This window comes from Gimesia sp. (assembly GCF_040219335.1).
GTDB lineage: Bacteria > Planctomycetota > Planctomycetia > Planctomycetales > Planctomycetaceae > Gimesia.
Map to the genome: position 1 here is coordinate 352,263 of NZ_JAVJSQ010000005.1, position 22,738 is coordinate 375,000.

19 protein-coding genes, 2 tRNA genes and 1 rRNA gene (1 of these 22 running past the window's edge) are annotated in these 22,738 nt (G+C 53.8%); 13 read left to right on the forward strand and 9 right to left on the reverse strand.

Annotated elements, in window-relative coordinates:
- Nucleotides 1–23 precede the first annotated feature (23 nt).
- The 3 genes from RID21_RS05335 to RID21_RS05345 are packed head-to-tail and all read left to right on the forward strand — an operon-like array spanning nucleotide 24 to nucleotide 2,942.
- Nucleotides 24–506 carry an ATP-dependent zinc protease family protein gene (locus tag RID21_RS05335; RefSeq protein WP_228030532.1) on the forward strand — a complete coding sequence of 161 codons (483 nt, stop codon included), beginning with the start codon at nucleotides 24–26 and terminating at the stop codon, nucleotides 504–506.
- A gap of 45 nt (nucleotides 507–551) precedes the next feature.
- Nucleotides 552–1,796, forward strand: coding sequence for a RimK family alpha-L-glutamate ligase (locus RID21_RS05340; RefSeq protein WP_145439687.1), 1,245 nt, complete (start codon nucleotides 552–554; stop codon nucleotides 1,794–1,796).
- Between the two features lie 12 nt (nucleotides 1,797–1,808).
- Nucleotides 1,809–2,942 (forward strand): succinylglutamate desuccinylase/aspartoacylase family protein, encoded by a 1,134-nt coding sequence (locus tag RID21_RS05345; RefSeq protein ID WP_350187545.1) that lies wholly within the window; start codon nucleotides 1,809–1,811, stop codon nucleotides 2,940–2,942.
- 48 nt (nucleotides 2,943–2,990) lie between these two features.
- On the opposite strand, the gene RID21_RS05350 is transcribed toward RID21_RS05345, so the two are convergent.
- Nucleotides 2,991–3,518, reverse strand: coding sequence for an Ig-like domain-containing protein (locus RID21_RS05350; protein ID WP_350187547.1), 528 nt, complete (start codon nucleotides 3,516–3,518; stop codon nucleotides 2,991–2,993).
- Between the two features lie 92 nt (nucleotides 3,519–3,610).
- Nucleotides 3,611–4,549 carry a DUF1559 domain-containing protein gene (locus RID21_RS05355; RefSeq protein WP_350187549.1) on the reverse strand — a complete coding sequence of 313 codons (939 nt, stop codon included), beginning with the start codon at nucleotides 4,547–4,549 and terminating at the stop codon, nucleotides 3,611–3,613.
- A 627-nt stretch (nucleotides 4,550–5,176) separates the two neighbouring features.
- On the opposite strand from RID21_RS05355, the gene RID21_RS05360 reads away from it, so the two are divergent.
- The 6 genes from RID21_RS05360 to corA all read left to right on the forward strand — a co-directional run bounded on the left by RID21_RS05360 (nucleotide 5,177) and on the right by corA (nucleotide 10,610).
- Nucleotides 5,177–6,166, forward strand: a complete 990-nt coding sequence (locus RID21_RS05360; protein ID WP_350187550.1) for a hypothetical protein — start codon at nucleotides 5,177–5,179, stop codon at nucleotides 6,164–6,166.
- Between the two features lie 46 nt (nucleotides 6,167–6,212).
- Nucleotides 6,213–6,668 carry a hypothetical protein gene (locus RID21_RS05365; RefSeq protein WP_350187552.1) on the forward strand — a complete coding sequence of 152 codons (456 nt, stop codon included), beginning with the start codon at nucleotides 6,213–6,215 and terminating at the stop codon, nucleotides 6,666–6,668.
- A gap of 20 nt (nucleotides 6,669–6,688) precedes the next feature.
- The gene (locus RID21_RS05370; protein WP_350187554.1) at nucleotides 6,689–7,129 is read left to right on the forward strand and encodes a hypothetical protein; all 441 of its coding nucleotides are present in this window, start codon (nucleotides 6,689–6,691) and stop codon (nucleotides 7,127–7,129) included.
- A gap of 103 nt (nucleotides 7,130–7,232) precedes the next feature.
- Entirely contained in the window at nucleotides 7,233–7,670 is a 438-nt protein-coding gene (locus RID21_RS05375; protein ID WP_145182003.1) for a hypothetical protein, read from the forward strand.
- Between the two features lie 133 nt (nucleotides 7,671–7,803).
- The gene (locus tag RID21_RS05380; protein ID WP_350187555.1) at nucleotides 7,804–9,363 is read left to right on the forward strand and encodes a GNAT family N-acetyltransferase; all 1,560 of its coding nucleotides are present in this window, start codon (nucleotides 7,804–7,806) and stop codon (nucleotides 9,361–9,363) included.
- A 152-nt stretch (nucleotides 9,364–9,515) separates the two neighbouring features.
- Nucleotides 9,516–10,610, forward strand: a complete 1,095-nt coding sequence (gene corA, locus RID21_RS05385) for a magnesium/cobalt transporter CorA (RefSeq protein ID WP_350187769.1) — start codon at nucleotides 9,516–9,518, stop codon at nucleotides 10,608–10,610.
- Between the two features lie 700 nt (nucleotides 10,611–11,310).
- Here the strand turns inward: corA and RID21_RS05390 are convergent.
- From RID21_RS05390 to RID21_RS05405, 4 genes are all read right to left on the reverse strand, one after another.
- Nucleotides 11,311–12,882: an ABC transporter permease gene (locus RID21_RS05390; protein ID WP_350187556.1), complete on the reverse strand. Its 1,572-nt coding sequence runs from the start codon at nucleotides 12,880–12,882 to the stop codon at nucleotides 11,311–11,313.
- The gene (locus RID21_RS05395; protein ID WP_350187558.1) at nucleotides 12,882–13,592 is read right to left on the reverse strand and encodes an ABC transporter ATP-binding protein; all 711 of its coding nucleotides are present in this window, start codon (nucleotides 13,590–13,592) and stop codon (nucleotides 12,882–12,884) included. The genes RID21_RS05390 and RID21_RS05395 overlap by 1 nt, the downstream gene beginning before the upstream one ends.
- A gap of 308 nt (nucleotides 13,593–13,900) precedes the next feature.
- Complete coding sequence (locus RID21_RS05400) at nucleotides 13,901–14,377, reverse strand: hypothetical protein (RefSeq protein WP_350187559.1); 477 nt, start codon at nucleotides 14,375–14,377, stop codon at nucleotides 13,901–13,903.
- Between the two features lie 116 nt (nucleotides 14,378–14,493).
- On the reverse strand, nucleotides 14,494–16,071 hold the full coding sequence (locus tag RID21_RS05405; protein WP_350187561.1) for a sialate O-acetylesterase: 1,578 nt from the start codon (nucleotides 16,069–16,071) through the stop codon (nucleotides 14,494–14,496).
- Nucleotides 16,072–16,225: 154 nt separating this feature from the next.
- Here RID21_RS05405 and RID21_RS05410 point away from each other — a divergent pair, with 154 nt between their 5' ends.
- On the forward strand, nucleotides 16,226–17,170 hold the full coding sequence (locus tag RID21_RS05410; RefSeq protein ID WP_350187562.1) for a polysaccharide deacetylase family protein: 945 nt from the start codon (nucleotides 16,226–16,228) through the stop codon (nucleotides 17,168–17,170).
- A 12-nt stretch (nucleotides 17,171–17,182) separates the two neighbouring features.
- On the opposite strand, the gene RID21_RS05415 is transcribed toward RID21_RS05410, so the two are convergent.
- The 3 genes from RID21_RS05415 to RID21_RS05425 all read right to left on the reverse strand — a co-directional run bounded on the left by RID21_RS05415 (nucleotide 17,183) and on the right by RID21_RS05425 (nucleotide 20,340).
- Nucleotides 17,183–19,408: an acetylxylan esterase gene (locus tag RID21_RS05415; protein ID WP_350187564.1), complete on the reverse strand. Its 2,226-nt coding sequence runs from the start codon at nucleotides 19,406–19,408 to the stop codon at nucleotides 17,183–17,185.
- Nucleotides 19,409–19,580: 172 nt separating this feature from the next.
- Nucleotides 19,581–19,889 (reverse strand): hypothetical protein, encoded by a 309-nt coding sequence (locus RID21_RS05420; RefSeq protein WP_350187565.1) that lies wholly within the window; start codon nucleotides 19,887–19,889, stop codon nucleotides 19,581–19,583.
- Nucleotides 19,890–19,968: 79 nt separating this feature from the next.
- The gene (locus tag RID21_RS05425) at nucleotides 19,969–20,340 is read right to left on the reverse strand and encodes a hypothetical protein (protein WP_350187567.1); all 372 of its coding nucleotides are present in this window, start codon (nucleotides 20,338–20,340) and stop codon (nucleotides 19,969–19,971) included.
- 252 nt (nucleotides 20,341–20,592) lie between these two features.
- Between RID21_RS05425 and RID21_RS05430 the strand changes: the two genes are divergently transcribed.
- The 3 genes from RID21_RS05430 to RID21_RS05440 form a co-directional block, all read left to right on the forward strand.
- Nucleotides 20,593–20,666: transfer RNA gene (locus RID21_RS05430), tRNA-Ile, on the forward strand.
- A gap of 93 nt (nucleotides 20,667–20,759) precedes the next feature.
- A tRNA-Ala gene (locus tag RID21_RS05435) sits at nucleotides 20,760–20,832 on the forward strand.
- 756 nt (nucleotides 20,833–21,588) lie between these two features.
- Nucleotides 21,589–22,738 (forward strand): 23S ribosomal RNA (locus RID21_RS05440); it runs 1,739 nt beyond the window's last position.

Sequence of the window (22,738 nt, forward strand, 5' to 3'; positions counted from 1 at the left end):
CGCAATGGAGGCGATGCAGCGAAGTGAGGAAAACACTGCAGAGCAAGAAAAAACAAAAATCTGACCCCGCAGTGATTGGTTGGCGTGAATGGATCAGTCTTCCAGATCTGGGAATTGGCCTGATCAAAGCCAAAGTTGATACGGGAGCACGTTCCTCATCGCTCCATGCTTATGACCTGCACCGGTTTGAGCGAGATCAGGAAGAATGGATTCGCTTCAAGGTACATCCTGTCCAGCGCCGGACACACGAAGTCGTCGAAGCTGAGGCCCGCATCTTCGAATATCGCTCGGTTCGCAGTTCCAGTGGCAAAGCAACCATGCGACCTGTCATTGTGACCAATATCGAACTTCTCGGCTTCAACTGGCCCGTTGAACTGACGTTGGCCAATCGGGATGAAATGGGCTTCCGAATGCTGCTCGGTCGCGAGGCGTTCCGTCAGCGTTTTTTTGTGGATGCGGGAAAATCTTACTATGGCGGTAAGCCTCCTCGAGAGAAACGAACCTGAGTGCAGCCGTTTCTGCTGCTGTTTCCGGTTAGAAAAGGATAACTTATGAAACTGGCAATCCTGTCATGCAGCCCCAGATGTTACAGTACGCGGCGGCTGCGCGAAGCTGCCGAACACCGCGGATTTAAAGTCAAGGTTCTCAACACACTCAAATTTGCCATCGATCTCAAACAGGCCGAACCCGACCTGTTCTTTCGACAGAAATCGATCTCCGATTACGATGCGGTCCTCCCACGTGTCGGCGCCTCGATTACCTACTTCGGAACCGCCGTCGTCAGGCAGTTCGAGCAGATGGACATTTTCTGTGCCAACACCTCGGCCGGTATCACCAATTCCCGCGATAAACTCCGTAGTCTGCAGATCCTCAGCCGACACCAGATCGGCATTCCGCAGACGACATTCGTTCGCGATAAAAAAGATGTGCTCCCCGCCATCGAACGGGTAGGGGGCGCACCGGTTGTCATCAAGCTGCTGGAAGGAACTCAGGGGATCGGCGTTCTGCTGGCGGAATCCGTGAAGTCCGCGGAAGCCATCATCGAACTGCTGCAGAACCAGAAGCAGAACGTACTGATTCAGAAGTTCGTCGCGGAAAGTAAGGGACGCGATATCCGGGCGTTTGTGGTCGGGGATCGTGTTGTCGCTGCCATGCGGCGTGTCGCCCAGGGGCAGGAGTTCCGCAGCAACGTCCACCGTGGCGGTCTGACCGAACCGGTCGTTCTCGATGAAACCTATTGTAAAACCGCGGTCCGGGCTTCTCAAATCATGGGTCTGAAAGTCGCCGGCGTTGATATGCTTGAGGGCAAAGACGGTCCCCAGATCATGGAAGTCAATTCCTCGCCGGGGCTGGAAGGGATCGAAAAATGTACCCAACTGGACATTGCCGGTGCGATCATTGACTACATCGCTGCCCAGGTGGATTTCCCGGAAATCGATCTCAGGCAACGACTCACCGTCAGTCGGGGATATGGCGTGACCGAGATTTATATTCCCGAGGGTTCAGAATACGTAGGCAAGACGATCCAGGCTTCCGGCTTGAGAGATAAGGATATCAACGTCCTGACGCTCTATCGCGGGACGACGGTGATTCCCAACCCCCGTTCAGATCGGGTACTGGAGTCCAACGACCGGCTGCTCTGTTTTGGAAAACTCGACTTCATGCGGGATCTGATTCCTGCTAAAACCCGTCGTAAGAGGCGGCCCAAAGTCATGGATTTGCCGGATCTGCCGGTGGCTGAAGAGGTGCTCTCGGAAGCCGGGCACGGAGCAAGCGATGCCTCAGGCACTGAATAAGGCTGACGTTAGATGAAGAAAATCCGTCCGCGTAAATCGATCGACCAGTGGAATGGCGACCCGATTCCCCCCGGCACTTCCCGTGATGTGAAACTGGCTGTCAGCGAAAGCTACAGCAGTATGAATGTAAAGATTCCGATTCATATCCGCCGCGCCAAGGAAGACGGGCCGGTCGTCTTTGTGACGGCTGCGCTGCACGGCGATGAAATCAACGGCACCGGGGCGATCCGGAATCTGATTCAGGATACGGAATTGCATCTGCTGCGGGGCTCCGTGATTTTCGTACCCGTACTGAATCTGCTCGCCTTTGACCGGCACTCGCGATATCTGCCGGATCGACGCGACTTGAACCGTTCATTCCCCGGCTCCGCGAATGGCAGTCTGGCCAGTCGCATGGCGCGGATTATCTTCGACGAAATCGTTTCCCGTAGTGACTATGGAATCGACCTGCACACCGCTTCGGTGCGGCGGACCAACTATCCCAACGTGCGGGGCGACCTCTCCAATAAGGAAGTTCGACGACTGGCCCAGGCATTTGGCTCCGAAGTCATCATCAATGGCAAGGGGCCCCAGGGAGCTTTCCGGCGCGAGGCCTGTTCTATCGGCTGTCCGACGATCATCATGGAAGGGGGCGAGGTCTGGAAGGTCGAGCCGGGCATCGTGGAGTCGGCGGTGCGGGGGGTAAAGAACGTACTCCGCGATCTCGAAATGCTTGAAGGGGAACATGAGAGTCCCGATTACCAGGTCATCATCGACAAGACCAACTGGGTCCGTGCTGAGCGGGGGGGCTTCCTCAAGTTCCACGTTAAACCCGGGGATATTGTCGAGAAAGATCAGCCCCTGGCGACCAACACCACGATTCTGGGCCGCGAACGCAGCATGCTGTATGCACCCTTCGATTCGGTCGTCATCGGGATGACCACGCTGCCCGCGATCAGCCCCGGCGAGCCGGTTTGTCACCTCGGCAAACTGCCTCCCGAGACCAGGCTCTCCCGGATCAGGCGTTCCCGCTCTGAAGAGGACAGCCTGGAAGGACAGGTCGCCGAAGAGCTTTCGACCAACCTCGTGGTCGAAGAGCCGACTGACGAAGCACAGCAGCTCCGCCAGCACTCGGAAGGCAACGGCGAAGCGACTGCGGCGGAATAGTCGAACATTCCCGCAGCACCGTTTTCAGTCTCCCCCTACAGGGAAACTCTACTTGGACTGCAGCTCAAAATCGAACTTGTTTTTGCCTTCGACGACCTCTTTTTTCAGTTCGGATTTACTGTTATACCGTTCTGGAATCGGATCTTTCTTGAAAGTGTCCTTGGGAAGTTTCAGCTTGGGCACCCCCTGGTCGGAGCTGGCAAAGGTGTCAACGGGAATCACTTCCGCAACCCCGGAGTCTTCCGCCTGGCGGGGGCTTTCCGGTGGAGCGGTGATGATGGTGATGCTGTGAGGGCCTGGAACGGCGCCCTTCAGGTGGTCACGGTAAGTCAGCGTGTAATTCCCGGAGCTGTCAGTACGACCTGACGAGGGATTCCCCTTTTGCGGTGAAAAAATCACGACGGCGTTGGTCAGCGGTTTTCCGTCCATCGTCACGACCCCGGAGACCGGGGCCAGTTTGATGTCATCCCCACCCCGGGAGCATCCCAGGCAGACCAGGGGGACGGTCAAGAATAACAGTGTGAGAACGCGCCTCGGCTGTGCGGCCTGAAGCGTCAGTTTTGTTTCCTGGTACATTAAAATAGCATTCCTGCGCTGGAGTAATATTGCAAACCCCGGTTTCAGCCAGATGCGGAAACCGGGATCGTCTTGTCATCACGCATTGTCAATTAAAAATCACCGATCACGTTGTGGTCGTTGATGGCAGCCAGGTAGATCAGCGTCTCGGCATCAACGTTTTCGCTGATGAATCTCACCCGACCGTCGCCCAGCAGGAAGTGGCAGCCACCTGTGTGCGAGCTGCTTAAGCTCCATGCGTATTTGAGGCCGTCCGTCTGGTTGATTCCGTTGATCAGGTAGATGGTCGAAGGAATCGGTGCAGTCGAAGATCCCTGCCAGTTGCGGACCAGAGCCGTGTGGTAAGGCCAGTCGCCATAGTTACCGGCTGTCGCGCTGTTGAGCGGAGAAGAACCGATCCAGATGGCTCCCGAACCACGGTCTTCGGTAGTACGTTCTCCAATCATGATCACGTTGCTGGAACCGTCGGTCAGGTCCCGCATGCGGGTGACGGCGTGGTTGTTAAACGCTCCCGTGTAACCCTGCGTGGTTGACGCGGTCAGGTACCGGGAAGGGGAGTACAGAGCCGGGTAGTTCGATTTTCCCCATGAATTGATGTTGGTGTTGACGCCATCCATGGGATCGGAGGGGCAGTTCAATGTGGGGATCACGGTATTGATCACGGTCGGCTGCAGAACGACACCGGCTACGGTGCGCCAGGGAGCGTTCATGTTAAGCTGGTTGTAAAGGTTGGTCTGATCCATGAAGGGCAGCAGCATTACGCTCCAGCCCAGGTAGCTTTCTGTAGGAATATCGCCGGCGATGGTACGGACGCTTTCCACCTGCATCTGCGGGAAGGTGTGATGGGTTTCATGGTAGTTGTGCAGCGCCAGGCCAATCTGCTTCAGATTGTTTTTGCAGGAACTGCGCCGTGCCGCTTCGCGTGCCTGCTGGACTGCCGGTAAGAGCAGGGCGATCAAAATGGCGATGATGGCAATCACGACCAGCAGTTCGATCAGGGTGAAGCCACGTTTGACGTTAAGCAGTCTCATTTTCGTCTCCGAACAAGGATAAAAAGAAAGAAATGGAAAACCAGAATCTTGTATTCTTATCCTGTTTCCGGAGGTTCCGAAAACGTATACGCAGCAGGTTTGAGACAGAAATAAGGCTAAAGGGACCTGCCCTTGAGGGGCTCGCAGAATGATGCTGAGTAGTTCGTAAATCTCACGATAAGAACGCAAAATTTGTGTTGGAACAGCAACTCGTATCAACAGAGCCTGTGCGAGACCAATAGCTGAGCGCCGGGACGAAAAGTAAATGCCTGTTGCGATTGCTTTTTCAAGCTGACGCGACATTAAACACTCCAAAGTTTAAAAAGCAACGGAAAAAAATTGGAAATTTCTGGAAATTTTTGGGGAATGTCTTACCCGGTGACCGCCGGCGATACCTAATTCAAATTCGGACAATCTCTTACGTACGGGAAGCCTCCAGGATCGCCAGGCAGGGCACACGCCCCGACCACTTGTTTGCTGGTGAGGCAGCTCGGAGATTCTCTTTGACCGGTTCGGAGAGATCCGGTATCGTTCGTCTCTCAACGACTCCGCTTGCAGGAAGCCAACGGTCCGGCGGGGTTGGGAAACCGGAGGCCCCGGTCCACGATCATTCCAGGGAGGACAATCATGATCTACCGCTGTCTGCTGTCGCTGCTGCTCCTGTCCAGTCTGACCAGGTTCTTGCAGGCCGACTCGCTCCCCCTGGAAGCCGTCAAACCCCTGCTGCCAGCCGCCGACGACGAAACCCGGGCCCTCCGGGCCCTGCGGGAGTGGAGCGAGGCCCATCGAAACTGCACCAGGGTCGAGGGGAAATTCCTTCGTATCTGGTATGACGATGTATTTGAACGCCTGAAAATTTCGGAAGGGGAATTTGCCTACTTTGGTCCCCGGCGTGCCTTTTGTGAAATCAGGCCCTCGGCCCGTCGTATTGAGGCCGAAAATAGAAAGAAGGATCGCAACGGAGAGCCTTACTCTGATGAGACAGATGAGTCTGAAGGGACAATCAGATGTTATTGGCAGGCGAAACGCTTTCTGATTTTGAATGATAAGGAACAAACCTTCGAAGCGTATCAGTACGTGAAACGGGAAGCACGATCCTGGTTTCTTAATTTGAATCTGGAAGCCGATGCACTCTTCCCTCCGTTTCTCCCGGGGAACCCCAATCAGCAATATTTTGATCAATTGACTCGGAATGGTCATTTTAAAGTCTTTCGCGAGAGTCAGACTCATATCTGGATTGCGGGGAAACCGAAAGAACCAAATCTGGTTCAGAATTGTCAGGAATTTAAACTCTATCTGGAAAAGTCGCCCTGGCGTCTGAAGGCCATCCAGCTGATTCACCCGGGGGGAAATCAGTCGACGGTTTATGTTCTCAAAGATGTCGATTTCAATCCGCCGGAGTGGGATGAGCCAGATCTGACCGGCTATCAGGGACAGGAATTTGGCGGAGAAGAAGTCGAATGGCCCGTCGAAGCCCGCCACCCGGGCCCGGCCTCGGAGACAAGAGAACGCGGGCCAGTCGAAGCCCTGCGGCCTCAGCAGCCAGGCCCGGATTGGATCCACTTTCTCAATCCAATGTTCACACTGGGATTTGCTCTCTGGGAAATGGTCCACTAAGATCAAAGGGTCCCCACGTTCATCCGATTGCCGGAGGATTGCCGCCATGCAGAGGTCCCTTGAAACTGAAAAGATTGAGAAGCATCTCGATGTGATTGGAATCCTGTTTATGGTACTGGCTGGCTTCAGTCTGCTCATGGTACTGTTTATTCCGGTCCATTTTATGATGATGCAATCAGTCATGAATATGGATTTTCCGCGCCCTCGTGAGGGCCCCGATCCCCGGAAAATGTTCAGGGAGATGCAGTCTGCATTTATTGTCCTGTATGTTCTGGTCGGCGTCTTATCTCTTGCCTTCGCTGGTTTTCTACTGGCAACCGGTATCAACATCCGCCGCAAAAGACACTTCACACTCTGCGTCGTCGGTTCGGCGCTGATCTGTATTTCCTTTCCGCTGGGGACGGCGTTGGGAATCTGGTCCTTACTGACCCTGTATGATAAGTACACCCGCCCCCTGTTTGCTGAGCGGACCGATCTGGGCGATGCCGACTTTCTGGATTGAATGATTGAGGAATCCCTCTGATGCCCATGACCAAAGCCAGCCAGCTCAACCTGATTGGCACCCTGTTTCTGATGCTGGGGATTCTGTCGATTTTCAATCTGGTGTTTTTGAGTCAGATCGGAGAGCAGGTTAAGGCGAACTCCCTCGCGAATGCAGATCTCCGTACGCCCGACGGAAAACCGTATGACGGCTTGAAAGAGCAGCGTGCGATGCAGCAGAGCTTTCTGCTGGGCATGCTGATTTTCTCGATCGGTTTCACCGTGATCAGTCTCCTGACCGGTACTTTTATCTTGAAACGGTTCAGTCATCGATCCTGTATTGTCGGGGCTGTTGTGACTATGATTGCATTTCCCCTGGGGACCATCCTCAGTGGCTGGGCATTGTTCGTACTCTGTAACCGGAACACAAAACAGCTGTTCCAGGAACGGGCAGCGCTGCGGGAAACGGACTTCCTCGATTGAAATATTTCTGCTTCTGTGGCAGCACGAACATTGACAGAACGACTCTACCGACCATAATTCTCCGGTTGTGAATCTGTCTGCAAATCAAACTCTCGAGGTTCTTTTGAACGAACAGAAACAAACGCGGCTCAAGCGGGCCGGTAAGCTGCTGATCCTCTGGGGCGTCCTGCATCTGACTCTGCTGCTGGCTGTGTACCCGATGATCTCCGCGATGAATGAGGGGATGCAGCAGATCATTGAACAGCCTGCACAGAAGCAGGCGCCGGAACAGGTCTCGGCCCGGTTTCGCTCGATCATGCAGACCGCGGTCACGCTCGTGGAGATCTGCCTCTGGGCTTATCCCGTCATCTGCCTGTTGACCGGCGTTTGGATTCTGCAGACGCGTCACCTCACCGGGTGTGTTGTCGGGGCCGCCCTGGTCTGTGTCTCCGTTCCCCTGGGAACCATCCTCGGGATCTGGACGCTGATCCTCCTGCGGGACTCTGAAATCAGAACCCTGTTTGATCCACAGACGTCCGCACGGAATCTCAGCGATGCGTAGCAGACTTTCACCTTCAATTTCAATTCTGACGCCCTGTACCCGCAATCTACAAAAACGCCTCTGTTCAAAATCGCGTTCAGAGAAGATAATAGAGCCGTAAAAGCTGACGCCGAACATTTTAGAAAGATGCATCATGGAACCCCTGGATCTGAAGCAGTTTGAATGGAAAATCAAAGTTCGCCAGTTGACGATGGACGACTTCGACGAACTGGTGGAAATGGAAAAACAGTGTTTTCCCGGCATGCAGACCTGGGGACGTGAGCACATCGAGAGCCAGCTCAAGACCTTCCCCGAGGGACAGCTCTGCGTCGAGATCGACGGGCGGCTGGCCGCTTCTTCGTCGAGCCTGATCCTCGACTATGATCCCGCGCTGGAATGGCACAACTGGAAAGCCGTCGCCGATGACGGCTATATCCGCAATCACAATCCCAAGGGGGATACGCTCTACGGGATCGAAATCATGGTCCATCCCGAATTCCGGGGGATGAAGCTTTCCCGTCGCCTCTACGATGCCCGTAAGGAACTCTGCCGGACTAAGAATTTGTCCCGTATCATTATCGCCGGTCGCATTCCCGGCTATCACCACTATGCCAAAACCCTCTCGGCACGCGAATACATCGAAAAGGTGGTCGATAAGGCGATTTACGATCAGGTTCTCACCGCACAGCTGGCCAACGGCTTCTCCGTGGAAGGGCTGATTCCCAATTACCTGCCCTCCGATACCGAATCCTGCGGCTATGCGACCTACCTCGACTGGACCAACCTCGATTACGTCCCCGGTGCCAAACGCAAGTTTCACAGCACGGTGGAACAGATCCGCATCTGCGTCGTCCAGTACCAGATGCGTTCCGTCAAAGGCTTCGATGAGTTCGCCCAGCAGTGCGAGTTCTTTCTCGATACCGCCTCCGATTATAAATGCGACTTCATCCTCTTTCCGGAACTGTTTACTACGCAGCTCCTCTCCTGTGTGGAACCGACGCGGCCCGGGCAGGCCGCCCGTCGGCTGGCGGAATTCACACCCCAGTATCTCGATTTCTTCACCGAGATGGCGGTCAAGTACAACGTCAACGTCATCGGCGGTTCGCAGTTCGTGGTCGAGCACGGCACGCTGTATAACACCTCGTATCTGTTCGGCAGAGACGGTTCGATCGGCAAGCAGTACAAAATTCACATCACCCCCAGCGAACGTAAATGGTGGGGCGTGAGCCCCGGCGACCGCGTCGAAGTCTTCGACACCGACTGTGGCAGGATCGCCATTCAGATCTGCTACGACATCGAGTTCCCGGAACTGACCCGCATCGCGGCTCAGAAAGGGGCGCAGATCGTCTTCGTTCCCTTTAACACCGATACCCGCCACGGCTATCTCCGTGTCAGACATTGTGCCCAGGCACGCTGCGTGGAAAATCATCTGTATGTCGCCATCTCCGGTTGCACGGGCAACCTGCCTTTCGTGGAGAATGCAGACATTCATTACGCCCAGTCCGGGATCTTTACCCCCGCGGATGTCGAGTTCGCTCGCGACGCCGTCGCCGCGGAATGTAATCCGAATGTCGAAACCGTGATTATCCACGATCTCGACTTCGAACAGCTCAGACGTCACCGTGAGTCGGGCAGTGTCCAGAACTGGAACGACCGCCGCACGGAACTTTATCGGGTGGTATATCAGGAAGATGGCAACTCCTTTGAAGTCTAGTGTGCGTTGCAAATCAGGGTTTAATCTCGCGATCAAAGCCGAAATCCTTTAAAATCCAGGGGAACGAAATCAATCCTGTCCCCGAGAAATAAAGTGTATTTCAAATGGTTATGGAATCCGAACAGAAAGTCCGCGTACAACGGGAACGTGTTATGCTGGAATCTTATAGTGGAATCTCCAAAAAAGCGGGGATGCCCCCGGGATCGCTGGTCCATGTGGGAGACTTTGATGAAGAAGACACCCGGATCTCGGTCGTTGACTACTCGCCCGGCGATCTGGAAGAGCCGGTGGTCGAAACCGTCGAGGATCTGCTCAAGTTCCGGGACAAAAAATCGATCACCTGGGTTCTTCTGGAAGGACTTAAGAATGTAGAAGTCACCGAACTCATCGGCAGGCACTTCGACATTCATCCGCTGGTCCTGGAAGACATCCTCAACACGCATCAGCGTCCCAAGTTCGAGGAATACGATGATTATCTCTACATTGTCCTCAAAGGGCTGACCGTTGCAGATGAGTCCGTCGCTGACGAGTCCGTTGCCCCCGATAAGTTCGAAGTCAACTACGAACAGATCAGCATTCTGGTCCTGAATGACTTCGTCTTCACTTTCAAGGAACAGAAAGACGAACTGTTCCTGCCCCTGATTCAGCGTATCCGCAACCAGACCGGCAAAATCCGGTCCCTGGGGACCGACTATCTCACTTATGCCATTATCGATTCCATCGTCGACCAGAACTTCGTCCTGCTCGATACCATGGACGAACGCATCGATGCCATCGAAGAGGAACTGCTCGACGACCCTGATTCCTGCACACTGACGTCCATCCAGCATCTCAAGCGGGAACTGATCGACATCCGCCGGGCAACCTCGCCGCAGCGCGAACTGGTCGCCGCGATTCTCCGCTCGGACCATGTTTTGTTCAGCGAGAAGGTCGACATCTATTTCCGCGACGTTTACGATCACGTGCTCCGCATCAATGAATCGGTCGATTCCTACCGCGACATGCTGGCCGGGCTGCTGGATATTTATGTCTCCAGTATCAGTAACAAAATGAACGAAGTGATGAAACTTCTGACGGTCTTCGCCTCGATTTTCATCCCGTTGACCTTCATCGCCGGTATCTACGGCATGAACTTTGAATACATGCCCGAGCTGAAATGGAAATGGGCCTACCCCACGTTGTGGGTCTTCTTCGTGACCATCCCCATCGTGTTGTTGATTTATTTCAAAAAGAAAAAGTGGTTGTGACTTCAAGTTGCTTCCCTGCATCATGACTGGAAACCGACGGGGCAAACTCCACATCCAGTTCACCGCTTCCCATTTCCACCTGATCTTCGCGCACCCTTTTCGGTGATTTCGCTGAACAGTTTGACCTTGATCCGCTGTTTCCGAATCGTATCGTTGTGCAATTGTGCTTCGCGCGCGAGGCGGGTGATGCGTGCACTGGAATTTCACGAACAAGTGACGCAGCAGCACCTGAATCCTGGTCGATTTCCGACTGTTTTCACCGGAACACGCGGCACCACTTCGCATTGTCTCGTAAGATTTCAAATCATTTCGGAGCACTTTCAGAGCATTTCGCAGGCAACTCACTGCATATTCAGAGTGACTCAACTCGATTTCAGCTTGCATTTTCTCTTGACCCCCCCGTGCCGTTCCAGACAATCTCCAACATCATCAACAGTGAAACCAAAGCAGACGCTCTTCGGCCCCTCAGCAGAAACGCAGGCGTACCACCGCCACAAAATCAGGCTCAATTCTGCCTGATCACACAAACCCGGAATCATACCCGTCGGCACAGCCCGGGCGAGCTGAAAATCAGGCAGCAGTGAACGTCGAGCAGATCACGCGCAGCGAAAGAAGAGGCGGGCAGGGGACTCGGGAGGCTTGTGGGGGAGCTGTCGTCTTCTGATACAGCAATGACGATCCACCCATGCGTGGTACCGGCTTAGTCGTGACGCAAGGCGGTTATCGGGTCGATGCGAGCTGCCCTGCGTGCAGGCAGGATCGTTGCCAGGGTGGTGACGAATGTGCTGAACCCCAGCACCACCGCCAGCAGCCACAGGGGAAACTGGATCATGTTCTCCTGCGCGAAGGTTTTATTGAACTGGTTTTCCATAATCGAAACGGTCATCATTTCAATCGGTATCTTGATTACCAGGCCAATCACCACCGCGCACAGGCCGCCTATCAATCCGATTAAGGCTCCTTCGATCAGAAACAGCAGCTGAATCTGTCCCTCGCGCGCTCCCAGCGCTTTCATAATGCCGATTTCCCGTGTGCGTTCGACGACGCTCATGACCATCGTGTTGGCGATGCCCACTGCAGAGATGACTAACGCAAAAATCGCAACCAGCGAGACGATCAGTGTCACCTGCCGTACCTGTTCCTGAATGAATTCGACTAAAGAGATCAGTGAATATTCCCGCAGTCCCAGGTCGCGAATCTGTTTTGAGACGGCTTTGAGGTTCGACTCATGATCAACCTGCACAGTCGCTTGATAAAAGCCTTCTTTTTCAATGTGCGGTATACGCAGCGCAAATTGTGTGGCGGTTTTGATCGGCAGCAGGAAATCGGCCATACCGTTGGCGCTGTCGAGTCCCACTTCATCATTGACTTCGCTCTCGGTTGGACAGCGATAGATCCCCACCACTGTAAACTCCTCAGCGATAATTCGCTCCTGGGGCTCCACTGGTTGAGACGGTTCGGCAGGTGTCGACTGAAATGCTTTCTTCAATGCGGCACGTTCTTCTTCAGAAAAGTCCAGCTGATCGATGAGTGTCGGTATGCGATCCAGTGCGCTGTTTAACGCCGTTAATTCTTCTTTATCGAACTCAACTTCGCCGCCACTACGCTGCGAGAGCGAGTACGCTACCCCTTCCGCTCCCTGGCGGAATTCGATTCTGACTTTGGTGCCGATCAACGCGCGCAGCTGGGCCTCGGAGATGTATCCCCATTTCCAGGCAACAAACTCGTTGAGCAGAATCGCCGGTTCGTTGTCCGACTCAAAGACCTTGCCCACCAGCATCCGGTCCTGTAAGACTTTTTCATTCACGGCGACCGAATCGCCCATCCCCTTCATCTCCTGCTCACCCTGGATCATTGACACATAACTGGACATCCTGGGATGGACCGTTTCGACATGTGCGAATGCTTCGATCTTATTAATCCGCTCCCGTGTGAGTCCGACACTCTCACTGCGATGTTCGAATTGCCAGTGGCGAATCAGCATTCGACGAATCCGGGCACGGCGGGCCTCGTCCAGATCTCCTTCCACTTTCAGATCCTCCTCTGGGATCGCTTTCTCGTCAGTGCTCCAGTTCTGTGAAACGTGGATCTGTCGCAACTGTTTGCTCATACTGAAGACCCGCATCACGGCCTCCTGGACGCCGCTCCGCGAAGCGAGCGCAAAGAGCAGCATCAGCGAACCAATCACGACGCCCACCAGTGAGAGCACCATCCGGGTTTTCTGCCGACGGATGGCCAGCAGGGACATGGAGACCATATCAGAGAACTTCATCAGTGGTCTGCTCCCGAATCGCGGTCCAGTCGACCATCCTGCATGTGCAGCACGCGCGTGGCAAAACGGTAGGCCAGTTCTTCGTCGTGCGTGACAAGTATCGTCGCTGTCGCAGAAATATCAGTGAAGCGGCGGAGTGATTCGAGGATCTCCCCTGCGGTCGACGAATCAAGGTTGCCCGTTGGTTCATCCGCCAGCAGCAGCTCCGGCCCGTTCATCAGTGCTCGCGCAATCGCCACCCGCTGCTGCTCACCCCCCGAGAGTTCACTGGGCCGATGCTCGGTTCGTGCGGCTAAGCCGACAGCCGCTAATGCCTCTTCTGCAGCCATCAAGCGTTTCGACTTTTCCCAGCGGTCAAATACCAGAGGCAATTCCACGTTCTGTAACGCCGTACGCCACGGGATGAGGTTAAAGGCCTGAAAAATCATCCCCACACACTCCCGCCGATAGTCGGCCATCTCCGCCGGGGGAAGCTCAGAGAGCATCTTTCCCGCTACGCAAATTTGCCCGCTCGTGGGACGATCCAGCCCTGCAATCAGATTCAGCAGCGTCGATTTGCCCGATCCCGATTTTCCCAGCAGGGCCACCCGTTCGCCACGACGCACAGCAAACGAAACGTGACTCAACGCGTTCACAGCGGCCTGTGTTTGACCGTATGCCTTCGAGACATCGGTAAGTTCGACAAGAATATCGCTGGCATCGTGCGGCATAAGTATTCAACGATTCAACTGGGACTGCTGATAGATCTCTATCGGACCGATTCACAAGTGAATCAGATCAGGATGAAATGACATTCGCTCATAAATCAGGACACTCAGGGCTTCCGGTTTCGTCTGTTCTAATCGGGCCAGAAACCATAATTATGTCCAATTCTGGTCGCATGGTCACTACTTCCGCTTATCCTATCGCGAGATTCAGGTATCGCAAATAAATTCAACAGAAAAGAAGAATGCGCTGCAGGGGGATCGCCCCGGTTGGGCGTCTATGGGGAAAGGCCGCTCGAATCAAGCAACGCTCTCTAGTATTCCTGGTCAAGCTGGGATTGCGTCAGCATTCGGTACGACTCAAACTGCTTCCCGAATCGCTCCATTGACTCATGCAGCGGATGCGCGGCCGCAAGGTCAGGTTGTTTGAAGAACAGACTTTTCCAGAATCCCTGCCAGGGCAGGTAGCGGACCATGATCGAGCGCTGTTCGGCTCCCTTTTCTTCCGGAAAGAACATGATGCCGTATTCGATTCTCTCATCAGCCAGCACGGTTTCGAAGTAAACGCCCCAATCCTCAGAACATCCCCCTTGATACCATTCCGGTACAGTATGTCCGTCCTGGATCAGGTGTTCTTCCAGCAATTTGCAAACGTACGTCGCTGCCTCCAGGCAGATCTCATCCTCATCTGAGAAGTAGTCTTCTGGAATTCTGACCACGACGGCCACGTATGGATCTGTTCGTTCTTCGGGCATGACTGGAACCGTCTCTGAGATCTGGGAATTTTTCAAGATCGTCGAGTTCCCGATTGTTTTAAACAACCCCGGATTGATGCATGATTCCACAAAAAAACGCCCCGGGAGAGTGTCCCGAGGCGTATCGTCTCTCTCAAGCAGAGTTGAGTAAATTACTCAACACCGGCTGTTACGCCCTTCCAGTCATCTGTACGGAAGGGGGTCAGCGGCAGGCCTTCCTTGTTCTGTACGTTGCAGACCGGGTTGTCGGCCCAGGCGTAACGGACAGAAACAGGTTTGGCGACGGCATCGCTCCAGACTTCGATTTTGTCTTTGCCTACGATTTTGGCGTTGGCTTTGACAAACGTCTTGTCTTCACCGGCGATGGTGAATCCGATGGGAGTGGTGACGTCGAACGTATCCAGTCCGCCGCCCACATGATCGAAGGTCAGGATGGCTTTATTGCCTTTGACTTCCATCGATTTGTACTGTGGACTCTGGTGGACGATATCAACGCCGTAATCTTTGGCCAGCGCCCAGCGGGCCAGGCGTTTGGCCACATCCTGTTTGTTCTTGGGATGAATGTCAGAAGCTTCACCCAGGTTCAGAATCACGGCTTCACCCGTGTTGGGCAGCTTGCTCATGGTCATGGTCTGGGCTTCACGCAGTTCGGCCCAGTCACTGTCGGCCGGTTCCGGTTTTTCGGCACGGAAGTCAGCCAGCTGAACCCAGTAGAAGGGGAAATCGCCCTGTTTCCACTCATCACGCCAGTTCTGAATCATGAACGGGAACAGTTTACGATACTGGTAAGCCCGGTTCGCATTTGATTCTCCCTGGTACCAGATCACACCCTTGATGCCATAACCGATGGTCGGATGCAGTACACCGTTGTAAATGTTGGCCGGACGATGGTTGCCGGTCAGCGGGTTCCGCGGAGCACGCGGACGGTTAGGAGGATTCTTGCCGGCAGCTTTGGCGTTCTTCACAGCGGCTTTCCACTGATCGAGCCGTTTGTTGTAAGCGGCGACAGCCTGGTCGTGATTGTAGGTCTCTTCCGTTTTTTTCCATTTTTCCAGCATGGCTTTGAAAGCAGGTTCGTCTTCGAGACGCTTCCGGTTGACCCAGGCTTCGGCGGAAGAACCACCCCAGGCATTGTCAATCAGCCCGATGGGAACATTCAGAGTCTGGTACAGCTGGCGACCAAAGAAGTAACCGACGGCAGAGAAGTTCGGAACCGTTGCGGGCGAGCAGGCTTCCCACTTGCCGTTAAAGTCATCCCGGGCTTCCTGTGTTCCCACCTGCGGAACCGATATCAATCGGATTTTGGGGTAGTTGGCGGTCATGATTTCCAGATCACCATCGTTGGCATTGGCGACTGTCCAGGCCATGTTTGACTGACCGGAGCAGATCCAGACTTCGCCGGCGAGGACGTCTTTCAGGGTAACGCTGTCGCTCCCCTTGATGGTGATTTCGTAAGGACCACCGACTTTCAGTGGTTCCAGGTTAACCCGCCATTTCCCTTTGTCATCGGCGGTAGCGGTGTGAGACTGACCATCGACGGTGACGGTCACTTTCGTGCCGGGTTCGTCCCAGCCCCAGAGCGGGTTCTGCTGACCCTGCTGCAGGACCATATGGTCGCCAATAATGGCAGGCAGTTTGATTTTGGCCTGCGCCTCGTTGAGATTCATTAGATACAGACAGCTGAGTGCAAGCACTGTAGCTGCAAGTCGTTTCGCGGAAGTACAATTCATCTGTGGTTCCTTGCAGGATGAGTAAACTGGAGAAGTCATAACAAACAGTTTGCTTCTATAGCTTGAACTGAATAGACTGCATTTTCAAGCGATTCCATTCAAATCGTGACAGCAAATCTCTCAATTCATTTCTTCTAAACTGGTATGGTGATTCATGAAACGTAAAATGACTGTGCTGTGGTCCCTGGTTCTGAGTTGTAGTTTTCTCCCCCTGGTTCAGGGGGAAAACAAGAAGCCCTCCGAGAAACGCTACGTAATCATTCACGCCGATGACGCCGGCATGTCGCACTCGGTGAACCTCGCCACTATTGAGGGCATGCAGAAAGGCATCGTCTCCTCGGCCAGCATTATGGTGCCCTGTCCCTGGTTTAAAGAATTCGCTGCCTATGCGAAACAGAACCCCGAACAGGATTTCGGCATCCATCTGACGCTGAATTCCGAGTGGAAAAACTACCGCTGGGGACCGGTCGCCTCGCGGGATCAGGTACCGAGTCTGCTCGATGAAGAGAATTATCTCTGGGACAACGTCGGACAGGTGATGCAGCATGTGAACGTCAAGGATGCCGAGAAGGAGCTGCGGGCGCAGATCGAACGGGCCCGCAAATTCGGCGTCCCCCTCTCACACCTGGATACCCACATGGGAGCAGTCGTCAGTCGGCCTGACCTCTTGGAGATGTACGTCAATCTGGGCATCGAATATCAGCTGCCGGTCCTGTTTGTGAACAATCTCGATCCGAAAAAGTATGGCGTGATCGCGGAGAAGGGCAAACAGCTCAAGGAAGTCCTGGAAAAGAACGGGCTCCCTGTGCTCGATGAACTGGTTCAGTTTTATGGCGAACCCGACTACGAAAAGCGGAAGCAGGCTTATCTCGAAAAAATTCGTGAACTTAAACCCGGAGTCACGCAGATTATCATTCACTGCGGATTTAACAATCAGGAACTGCAGAACATCACCCACAGTTCCTCCCGTCGCGATGGTGACCGCCGCGTGTTTACCGACCCCGCGGTCATCAAAGAGGTCAAGGATCTGGGCATCGAAGTTATCACCTGGAAAGAGTTCCACGAAATGGCCAAGCAGAAACTCGCCCAGGCCGAATAGCCGTAATCACTGCTATTCGTTGCGTTCAATCTGTGACAGCCAGCCTTCCAGCGTAAACTCTGGTGTGCCTCGTTCCTCTGGTTTGAGGCACGCCAGCTGGCTGCGATCGATGAGCGACAGTCCAAAATCCGCCAGAGTGGCCCCCCGCTGATGCAGGTCGGTGCCGTACAGTCGCTCCAGTTTGATCTGTTGCGCATCACACCAGCGCCCGGAATTGACGGTTGGCAGGGTTTTGATCTGCTGCGCTGTCAGTGCAGGTGTTCCCAGGTGTTGCTGAATCCAGAGCAGGGCATCCGGATGAGCTATATAGGGGCGATGGCCGCCCCCCGCTTCGAACCAGGCCTTCACCTTTCCCTCAGCTCCCAGGTTGGCATAGACTCGCCCGGCCTGCTCGACGACAGCCCGCGTCCCGCGCCAGGCGGTCCCGTCGTTGTCGGAGTCGATGATCCAGTCAGCGTCGCCATTCATCACCAGGACGGCACAATTCGGGGCAGCCAGTGACAGAAACTCAGGCCAGGTAAATCGCTCCCGCATCTGCTGATTGGGGACTTTCGTGCAATATTTGCTCCGCAGCGTCACATTGTCATAAGCCCAGCCGGAGACGATGGCCATTTTGATTCGCGGTTCCAGTGCCGCCATCCAGCTCGCGACGGCACCGCCCAGAGAATTCCCCGCGACGCCGATCCGGTCTGGATCGACGTCTTTCCGTTCCTGCAGGAAATCGATTCCCCGCATCGTGTCGAAGACCAGCTTACCCATGATCGGACGCCCGGCATTCCAGGCCCGCTCATGCACAGACTTCGGATCGTGGGCCCGCGTGCCCAGTCGTCCCTGTATGTGCCGCTCTTCTTCACCAATCGGATCCATGGCCAGGCAGACGAGTCCCGCTTTCGCATAGGCTTGTGCCGCGTAATTGTACTGCCACTGACTCTTGCTTCCCCCATGACCATACGTCAAAACGATCGCCGGCGCAGGTGCTTTGATTTGTTTGGGGCGATACACGACGGCGGGAATTTTTGACCCCGGTTCGCTGGTGAAGACCCATTTTTCGATGATCAGGCCATCCCGTTCCAGCTCACCCCGCTTTTCACTTTTCAACGCGACTTTCTGTTCTGGAATTCCCAGTATCGCTTTGAGCTGGGCTCGGCTTTCCGCTTGCGATTCGGGGAACGCAACCTTCGCTGGACGGCCCGGCGGTTCCGTTTCTGCTTTCTCGGGACCTGCCCAGTGTGCGGTGTTGATGGCGAAATATTTATTCAGAAACGGGGGCTGCTTGCGGCTGGCGTACCAGATGCGAAAGTGGCCATCGGGCAGCTGCATTACCGACTGACTGGTGACATAATGCGATTCCCAGGGACGCTCAGGGTCAGGACGCAGCACCGGGTTTTGCGGATGCTTATACCAGTTGAGCCCGTCGATGCTCACCGCGAATCCCAGTGCGGTCGTATTCTCCCGCTCCGTCCAGTAACTGCCGTACCACATCAGATAAGCATCGCCCAGCTTGAGAACCGTCGGATAAAACAGCCGCCCTGATTCCCAGTTCTGATCGAGTTCCAGTACCGGATCAGGAGAGACCCGCCACTTACTTCCATCCAGGCTGGACGCATGCCGGATGCACCAGGGATCCTGCGACACGTCTGTAAACCACATCTGGTACGTCCGTCCGGTTTTGAGAATGGTCGGTGCGTAAACGTGTTTGAGATTATCAGAACCCGCCTCGCTCCACTCCGACCCGTTCAGGCTGTCCGCTTCGTATAACTGATGCAGGGCGGTTTCGTCATGGAAGTCTGTCGCAGAGAACCACATCCGCAGTCGCCCGTTTTCACGCAGCGTCTGACCGTTGGCTGAACGGAGCAGGGTGGGCGTTAATACGGAGTGCTCGCCATCGCCAAAGGAAAAGACCGGATTCTGCCGGTTTTTGTTGAAATGAATACCGTCATTGCTGTCCGCTCGTCCCAGAACAAACATTCGATCCTGCACGGCACCGGTCGAACCACAATACCAGAGAGAATAGGTTCCCTGTTCCAGGCTTACGCAGGGGGCAAAAATGTGTGTATCGTCGTAAGTGCCCGGGCGTCCCAGTTCCAGGATCGGTCCGTCGGTATCGCGATGCCAGTTTTGAGGAGAGAGCCAGCGTTGTAATTCTCGCGGGATCGGTTCTGCTTGTAAGAAGAGGGGGCTACTGCCAGAGAGAATGATTAAGGGGAGCAGAACACGACAAACGGACCAACGATTCATGGCTGACCTTCTTTCGGGAGGAGCGTCATGGGAAATGTCGGTTCTATCGTAGCGCAGCAGTGGGGGAATCTCAAATCGCAGGGCATAAAAAAATCCCCCGCAGGAAGCTTAAAACTGCAGGGGATTTCGGTGCAAAGATAGAGACGATCTATCTTTCAGGAGGTAGAATGCATCAGCAGGGTGGGCCGTGGGCCAGTGGTCGCTCGATGAGAAATGCGTTTCCCGGTAATCGGGTCGCGTTCAGGCTATCCACCCATGTATTCTGGGCTGTTCGGAGTTGCAGGGCCTGCTCACAACAGGCCAGGTTGGTTTTGCAGCAGTCAGGCAGAGCATGCGTCTGGTAACAATTCGAGCCTGCCTGACAGGATTTCAGATACGGATTGCAGTTTTGTTTCAGGTGAGTGCTGGTCTGCGTACTCGCGGTGGCAGACATACTTACGCCGACAGACAATACGGTAGCAGTAAAGATCTTGGTCAACATGACGGATCTCCTCTGAGTTGATGGTCTAATATGTGTAGGTTGAGATAATCGTGGGTCGCCGGAAAGCGAACTCCCATGATCAGCAGAGCCAGACACAATGCATCAGGTGCAGAGGTTGAGCGGAAACGGGGGCATCCAGGCCAGCCAGAATCAATTCCTGGGCGGAGTGCGTGCCGGCAGCGATGGTCTCGCTACCCACGAACGGAGCAGAATTGACGGACAGGCGGGATTTACCCGTAGAAGCAAAGAGCGTTTCATCACAGTGTGGGTGGCTGCCCGTGGTACTTGCCGGCTTTTGATCCTGATCGGTATGGGTCAGGTGTTCCGGTGTAGGGGGGACAGCGGCCTGCAGATGATGCTGTTCCAGAGCCTGACAGCACCAGCTGCCAGGAAACATCAGGCTGGCTGCCAGCAGCAGCGATAAACTGATTTTAAACAGCGAGCAGCACATGGTCAGAGCTTTCTATTCTGATGGCTTCTGCAGTTGAAGTTCTCTGTTAAACGCTTCTGCTAACATTACGCCCCGGGAGCAGAAGGCGTTGGATGATTCCGGGAAAAAAAGAAAACAGCAGGGAAGCTCTGAACCTCGTTGGAGATAGGTGTGTCAGACTACGGTGAAGAAAAAGTAATTTTTTGTAAAAGTAGTGCCGAAAGTGACTTTACAGCACACACATAAGAAGACAGAATACGCGTCCTCTTATTGGGGCGTATAGCTCAGTTGGTTAGAGCGCAGCTCTGATAAAGCTGAGGTCCGTGGTTCGAATCCACGTACGCCCATTTTTTCTCTCTCTAAGAGGTATCCCGCTTGTCTGGCAAATTTAATTTGCCGCAATGGGATTTGCCGGCAATACTATTGTCGGCGTCTTTTGAGGGGACGTAGCTCAACTGGGAGAGCGCCGCCCTTGCAAGGCGGAGGTTGCCGGTTCGATCCCGGTCGTCTCCATTTGTGTTTTAGAGGACCACGTTTACCTTATGAGGTTTTAAAAAACGGGTCTTAAAAATTCTAAAACACTTTCTGGGAATTTTGGTTCCCGTGAGTTGACGAGCGGTTTCGGAATGGTTAAGATCCCGCTCCTTCACTTGGGTTTAGCAGGAGTTGTTAAGCCTAAGTGGTTGTCGCAAAGAGATTTGCGGCGAAAACTGTCCGGAGGGATTTGAAACACTTTTTGGAAATTTTGGTTTCCATGAGTTGACGGGCAGTTTTGAAAAGGTTAAGATCCCGCTCCTTCACTTGAAGTTAACAAAAGTTGTTGGTCGCAAGTGGTTGTCGCAAAGAGATTTGCGGCAAAAACAGTTCGAAGAGAATTGAAAAACTTTTTCAAAAAACTTCTCCCGGACGGTTGACTCGCTGAGAGGCGACGATAAAATGACTCTCTCAGCTGACTTAAGTCGATTGAATCAAATCCAGCACTGCTGGCTCTGATTCAGCTGATTTATGTTGGCTGTTTCTCTCTGGGGTATGACCCGGAGGGTCGATGATCTTTGACAATTTGGTAAAAGTAATAAGTGGCATCTATAAACATAGAGTTCTCAAGTTGCAATACCAGTTCTTCGGAAATGGTATTGCTGAGCGAGATTTGTTCTTAGGCAAACGATTCAAGTGCAAGGCTGTTATGCAAGGTCTTGTGAATTGAAATCGGGTTGTAATGTTTTTGGCTCCCACGAGGCAATGTGCCGAATGTGAGGTAAAAATTATTACGGCTAAGCTATTAAGGGCGTATGGGGGATGTCTTGGCATCAGATGGCGATGAAGGGCGTGGAAGACTGCGATAATCTTGGGGAAGTTGTCAAACGAGCGTTGATCCCGAGGTTCCCGAATTATCATATACTGAATACATAGGTATATGAGGCACACGCGGTGAACTGAAACATCTCAGTAACCGCAGGAAAGGAAAGCAACAGCGACTTCGTTAGTAGCGGCGAGCGAAAGCGAATCTAGCCTAAACCGTCTTGCTTCGGCAAGGCGGGGTCGTGGGGCTTGTCATTGTGGAGTTACAAAACTGTTTGCTAGAAGAATTCGTTGGAAAGCGAAACCATAGAGGGTGACAGTCCCGTATTTGAAAGTAAACAGACTTCCGACAGGTACCCGAGTAGGTCCGGCCACGTGGAATCCGGACTGAATCTGGGAGGTCCATCTCCTAAGGCTAAGTATTCTCTGATGACCGATAGTGAAAAGTAGGGTGACCGAAAGATGAAAAGAACCCCTGTTAGGGGAGGGAAAGAACCTGAAACCATACGCTTACAAGCTGTCGGAGCACTATTATCTTCGGATAAGTGTGACGGCGTGCCTTTTGCATAATGATCCGGCGAGTTACCGTCAATGGCTCGATTAAGGCCTTCCGGGCCGTAGTCTCAGCGAAAGCAAGTCTGAATAGGGCGTTTTGTCAGTGGCGGTAGACGCGAAACCAGGTGAACTACCCATGAGCAGGTTGAAGCGCGGGTAAGACTGCGTGGAGGACCGAACCCACCTAGGTTGAAAACTGGGGGGATGACTTGTGGGGAGGAGTAAAAGTCTAATCAAACCTGGAGATAGCTCGTTCTCTCCGAAATAGCTTTAGGGCTAGCCTTGAGCCACTACGTAATGGGGGTAGAGCACTGATTTGGACTGGGGCCCTTCCCGGGTACCCACCCTAGTTAAACTCCGAATACCATTGCGATTATCTCAGGAGTCAGTCCACGAGGGAGAAGCTTCGTGGTCGAGAGGGAAACAACCCAGACCGCCTGCTAAGGTCCCAAAGTCTTGCTAAGTCACTAAGGATGTTAAGATACTGTGACAGCCAGGATGTTGGCTTAGAAGCAGCCATCATTTAAAAAGTGCGTAATAGCTTACTGGTCGAGTGTTTTAGCAC

Coding starts and splice junctions, on each gene's coding strand:
- RID21_RS05340 (WP_145439687.1), top strand. CDS start 552: ATGAAACTGGCAATCCTGTCATGCAGCCCCAGATGTTACAGTACGCGG.
- RID21_RS05345 (WP_350187545.1), top strand. CDS start 1,809: ATGAAGAAAATCCGTCCGCGTAAATCGATCGACCAGTGGAATGGCGAC.
- RID21_RS05350 (WP_350187547.1), bottom strand. CDS start 3,518: ATGTACCAGGAAACAAAACTGACGCTTCAGGCCGCACAGCCGAGGCGC.
- RID21_RS05355 (WP_350187549.1), bottom strand. CDS start 4,549: ATGAGACTGCTTAACGTCAAACGTGGCTTCACCCTGATCGAACTGCTG.
- RID21_RS05360 (WP_350187550.1), top strand. CDS start 5,177: ATGATCTACCGCTGTCTGCTGTCGCTGCTGCTCCTGTCCAGTCTGACC.
- RID21_RS05365 (WP_350187552.1), top strand. CDS start 6,213: ATGCAGAGGTCCCTTGAAACTGAAAAGATTGAGAAGCATCTCGATGTG.
- RID21_RS05370 (WP_350187554.1), top strand. CDS start 6,689: ATGCCCATGACCAAAGCCAGCCAGCTCAACCTGATTGGCACCCTGTTT.
- RID21_RS05380 (WP_350187555.1), top strand. CDS start 7,804: ATGGAACCCCTGGATCTGAAGCAGTTTGAATGGAAAATCAAAGTTCGC.
- corA (WP_350187769.1), top strand. CDS start 9,516: ATGCTGGAATCTTATAGTGGAATCTCCAAAAAAGCGGGGATGCCCCCG.
- RID21_RS05390 (WP_350187556.1), bottom strand. CDS start 12,882: ATGAAGTTCTCTGATATGGTCTCCATGTCCCTGCTGGCCATCCGTCGG.
- RID21_RS05395 (WP_350187558.1), bottom strand. CDS start 13,592: ATGCCGCACGATGCCAGCGATATTCTTGTCGAACTTACCGATGTCTCG.
- RID21_RS05405 (WP_350187561.1), bottom strand. CDS start 16,071: ATGAATTGTACTTCCGCGAAACGACTTGCAGCTACAGTGCTTGCACTC.
- RID21_RS05410 (WP_350187562.1), top strand. CDS start 16,226: ATGAAACGTAAAATGACTGTGCTGTGGTCCCTGGTTCTGAGTTGTAGT.
- RID21_RS05415 (WP_350187564.1), bottom strand. CDS start 19,408: ATGAATCGTTGGTCCGTTTGTCGTGTTCTGCTCCCCTTAATCATTCTC.
- RID21_RS05420 (WP_350187565.1), bottom strand. CDS start 19,889: ATGTTGACCAAGATCTTTACTGCTACCGTATTGTCTGTCGGCGTAAGT.
- RID21_RS05425 (WP_350187567.1), bottom strand. CDS start 20,340: ATGTGCTGCTCGCTGTTTAAAATCAGTTTATCGCTGCTGCTGGCAGCC.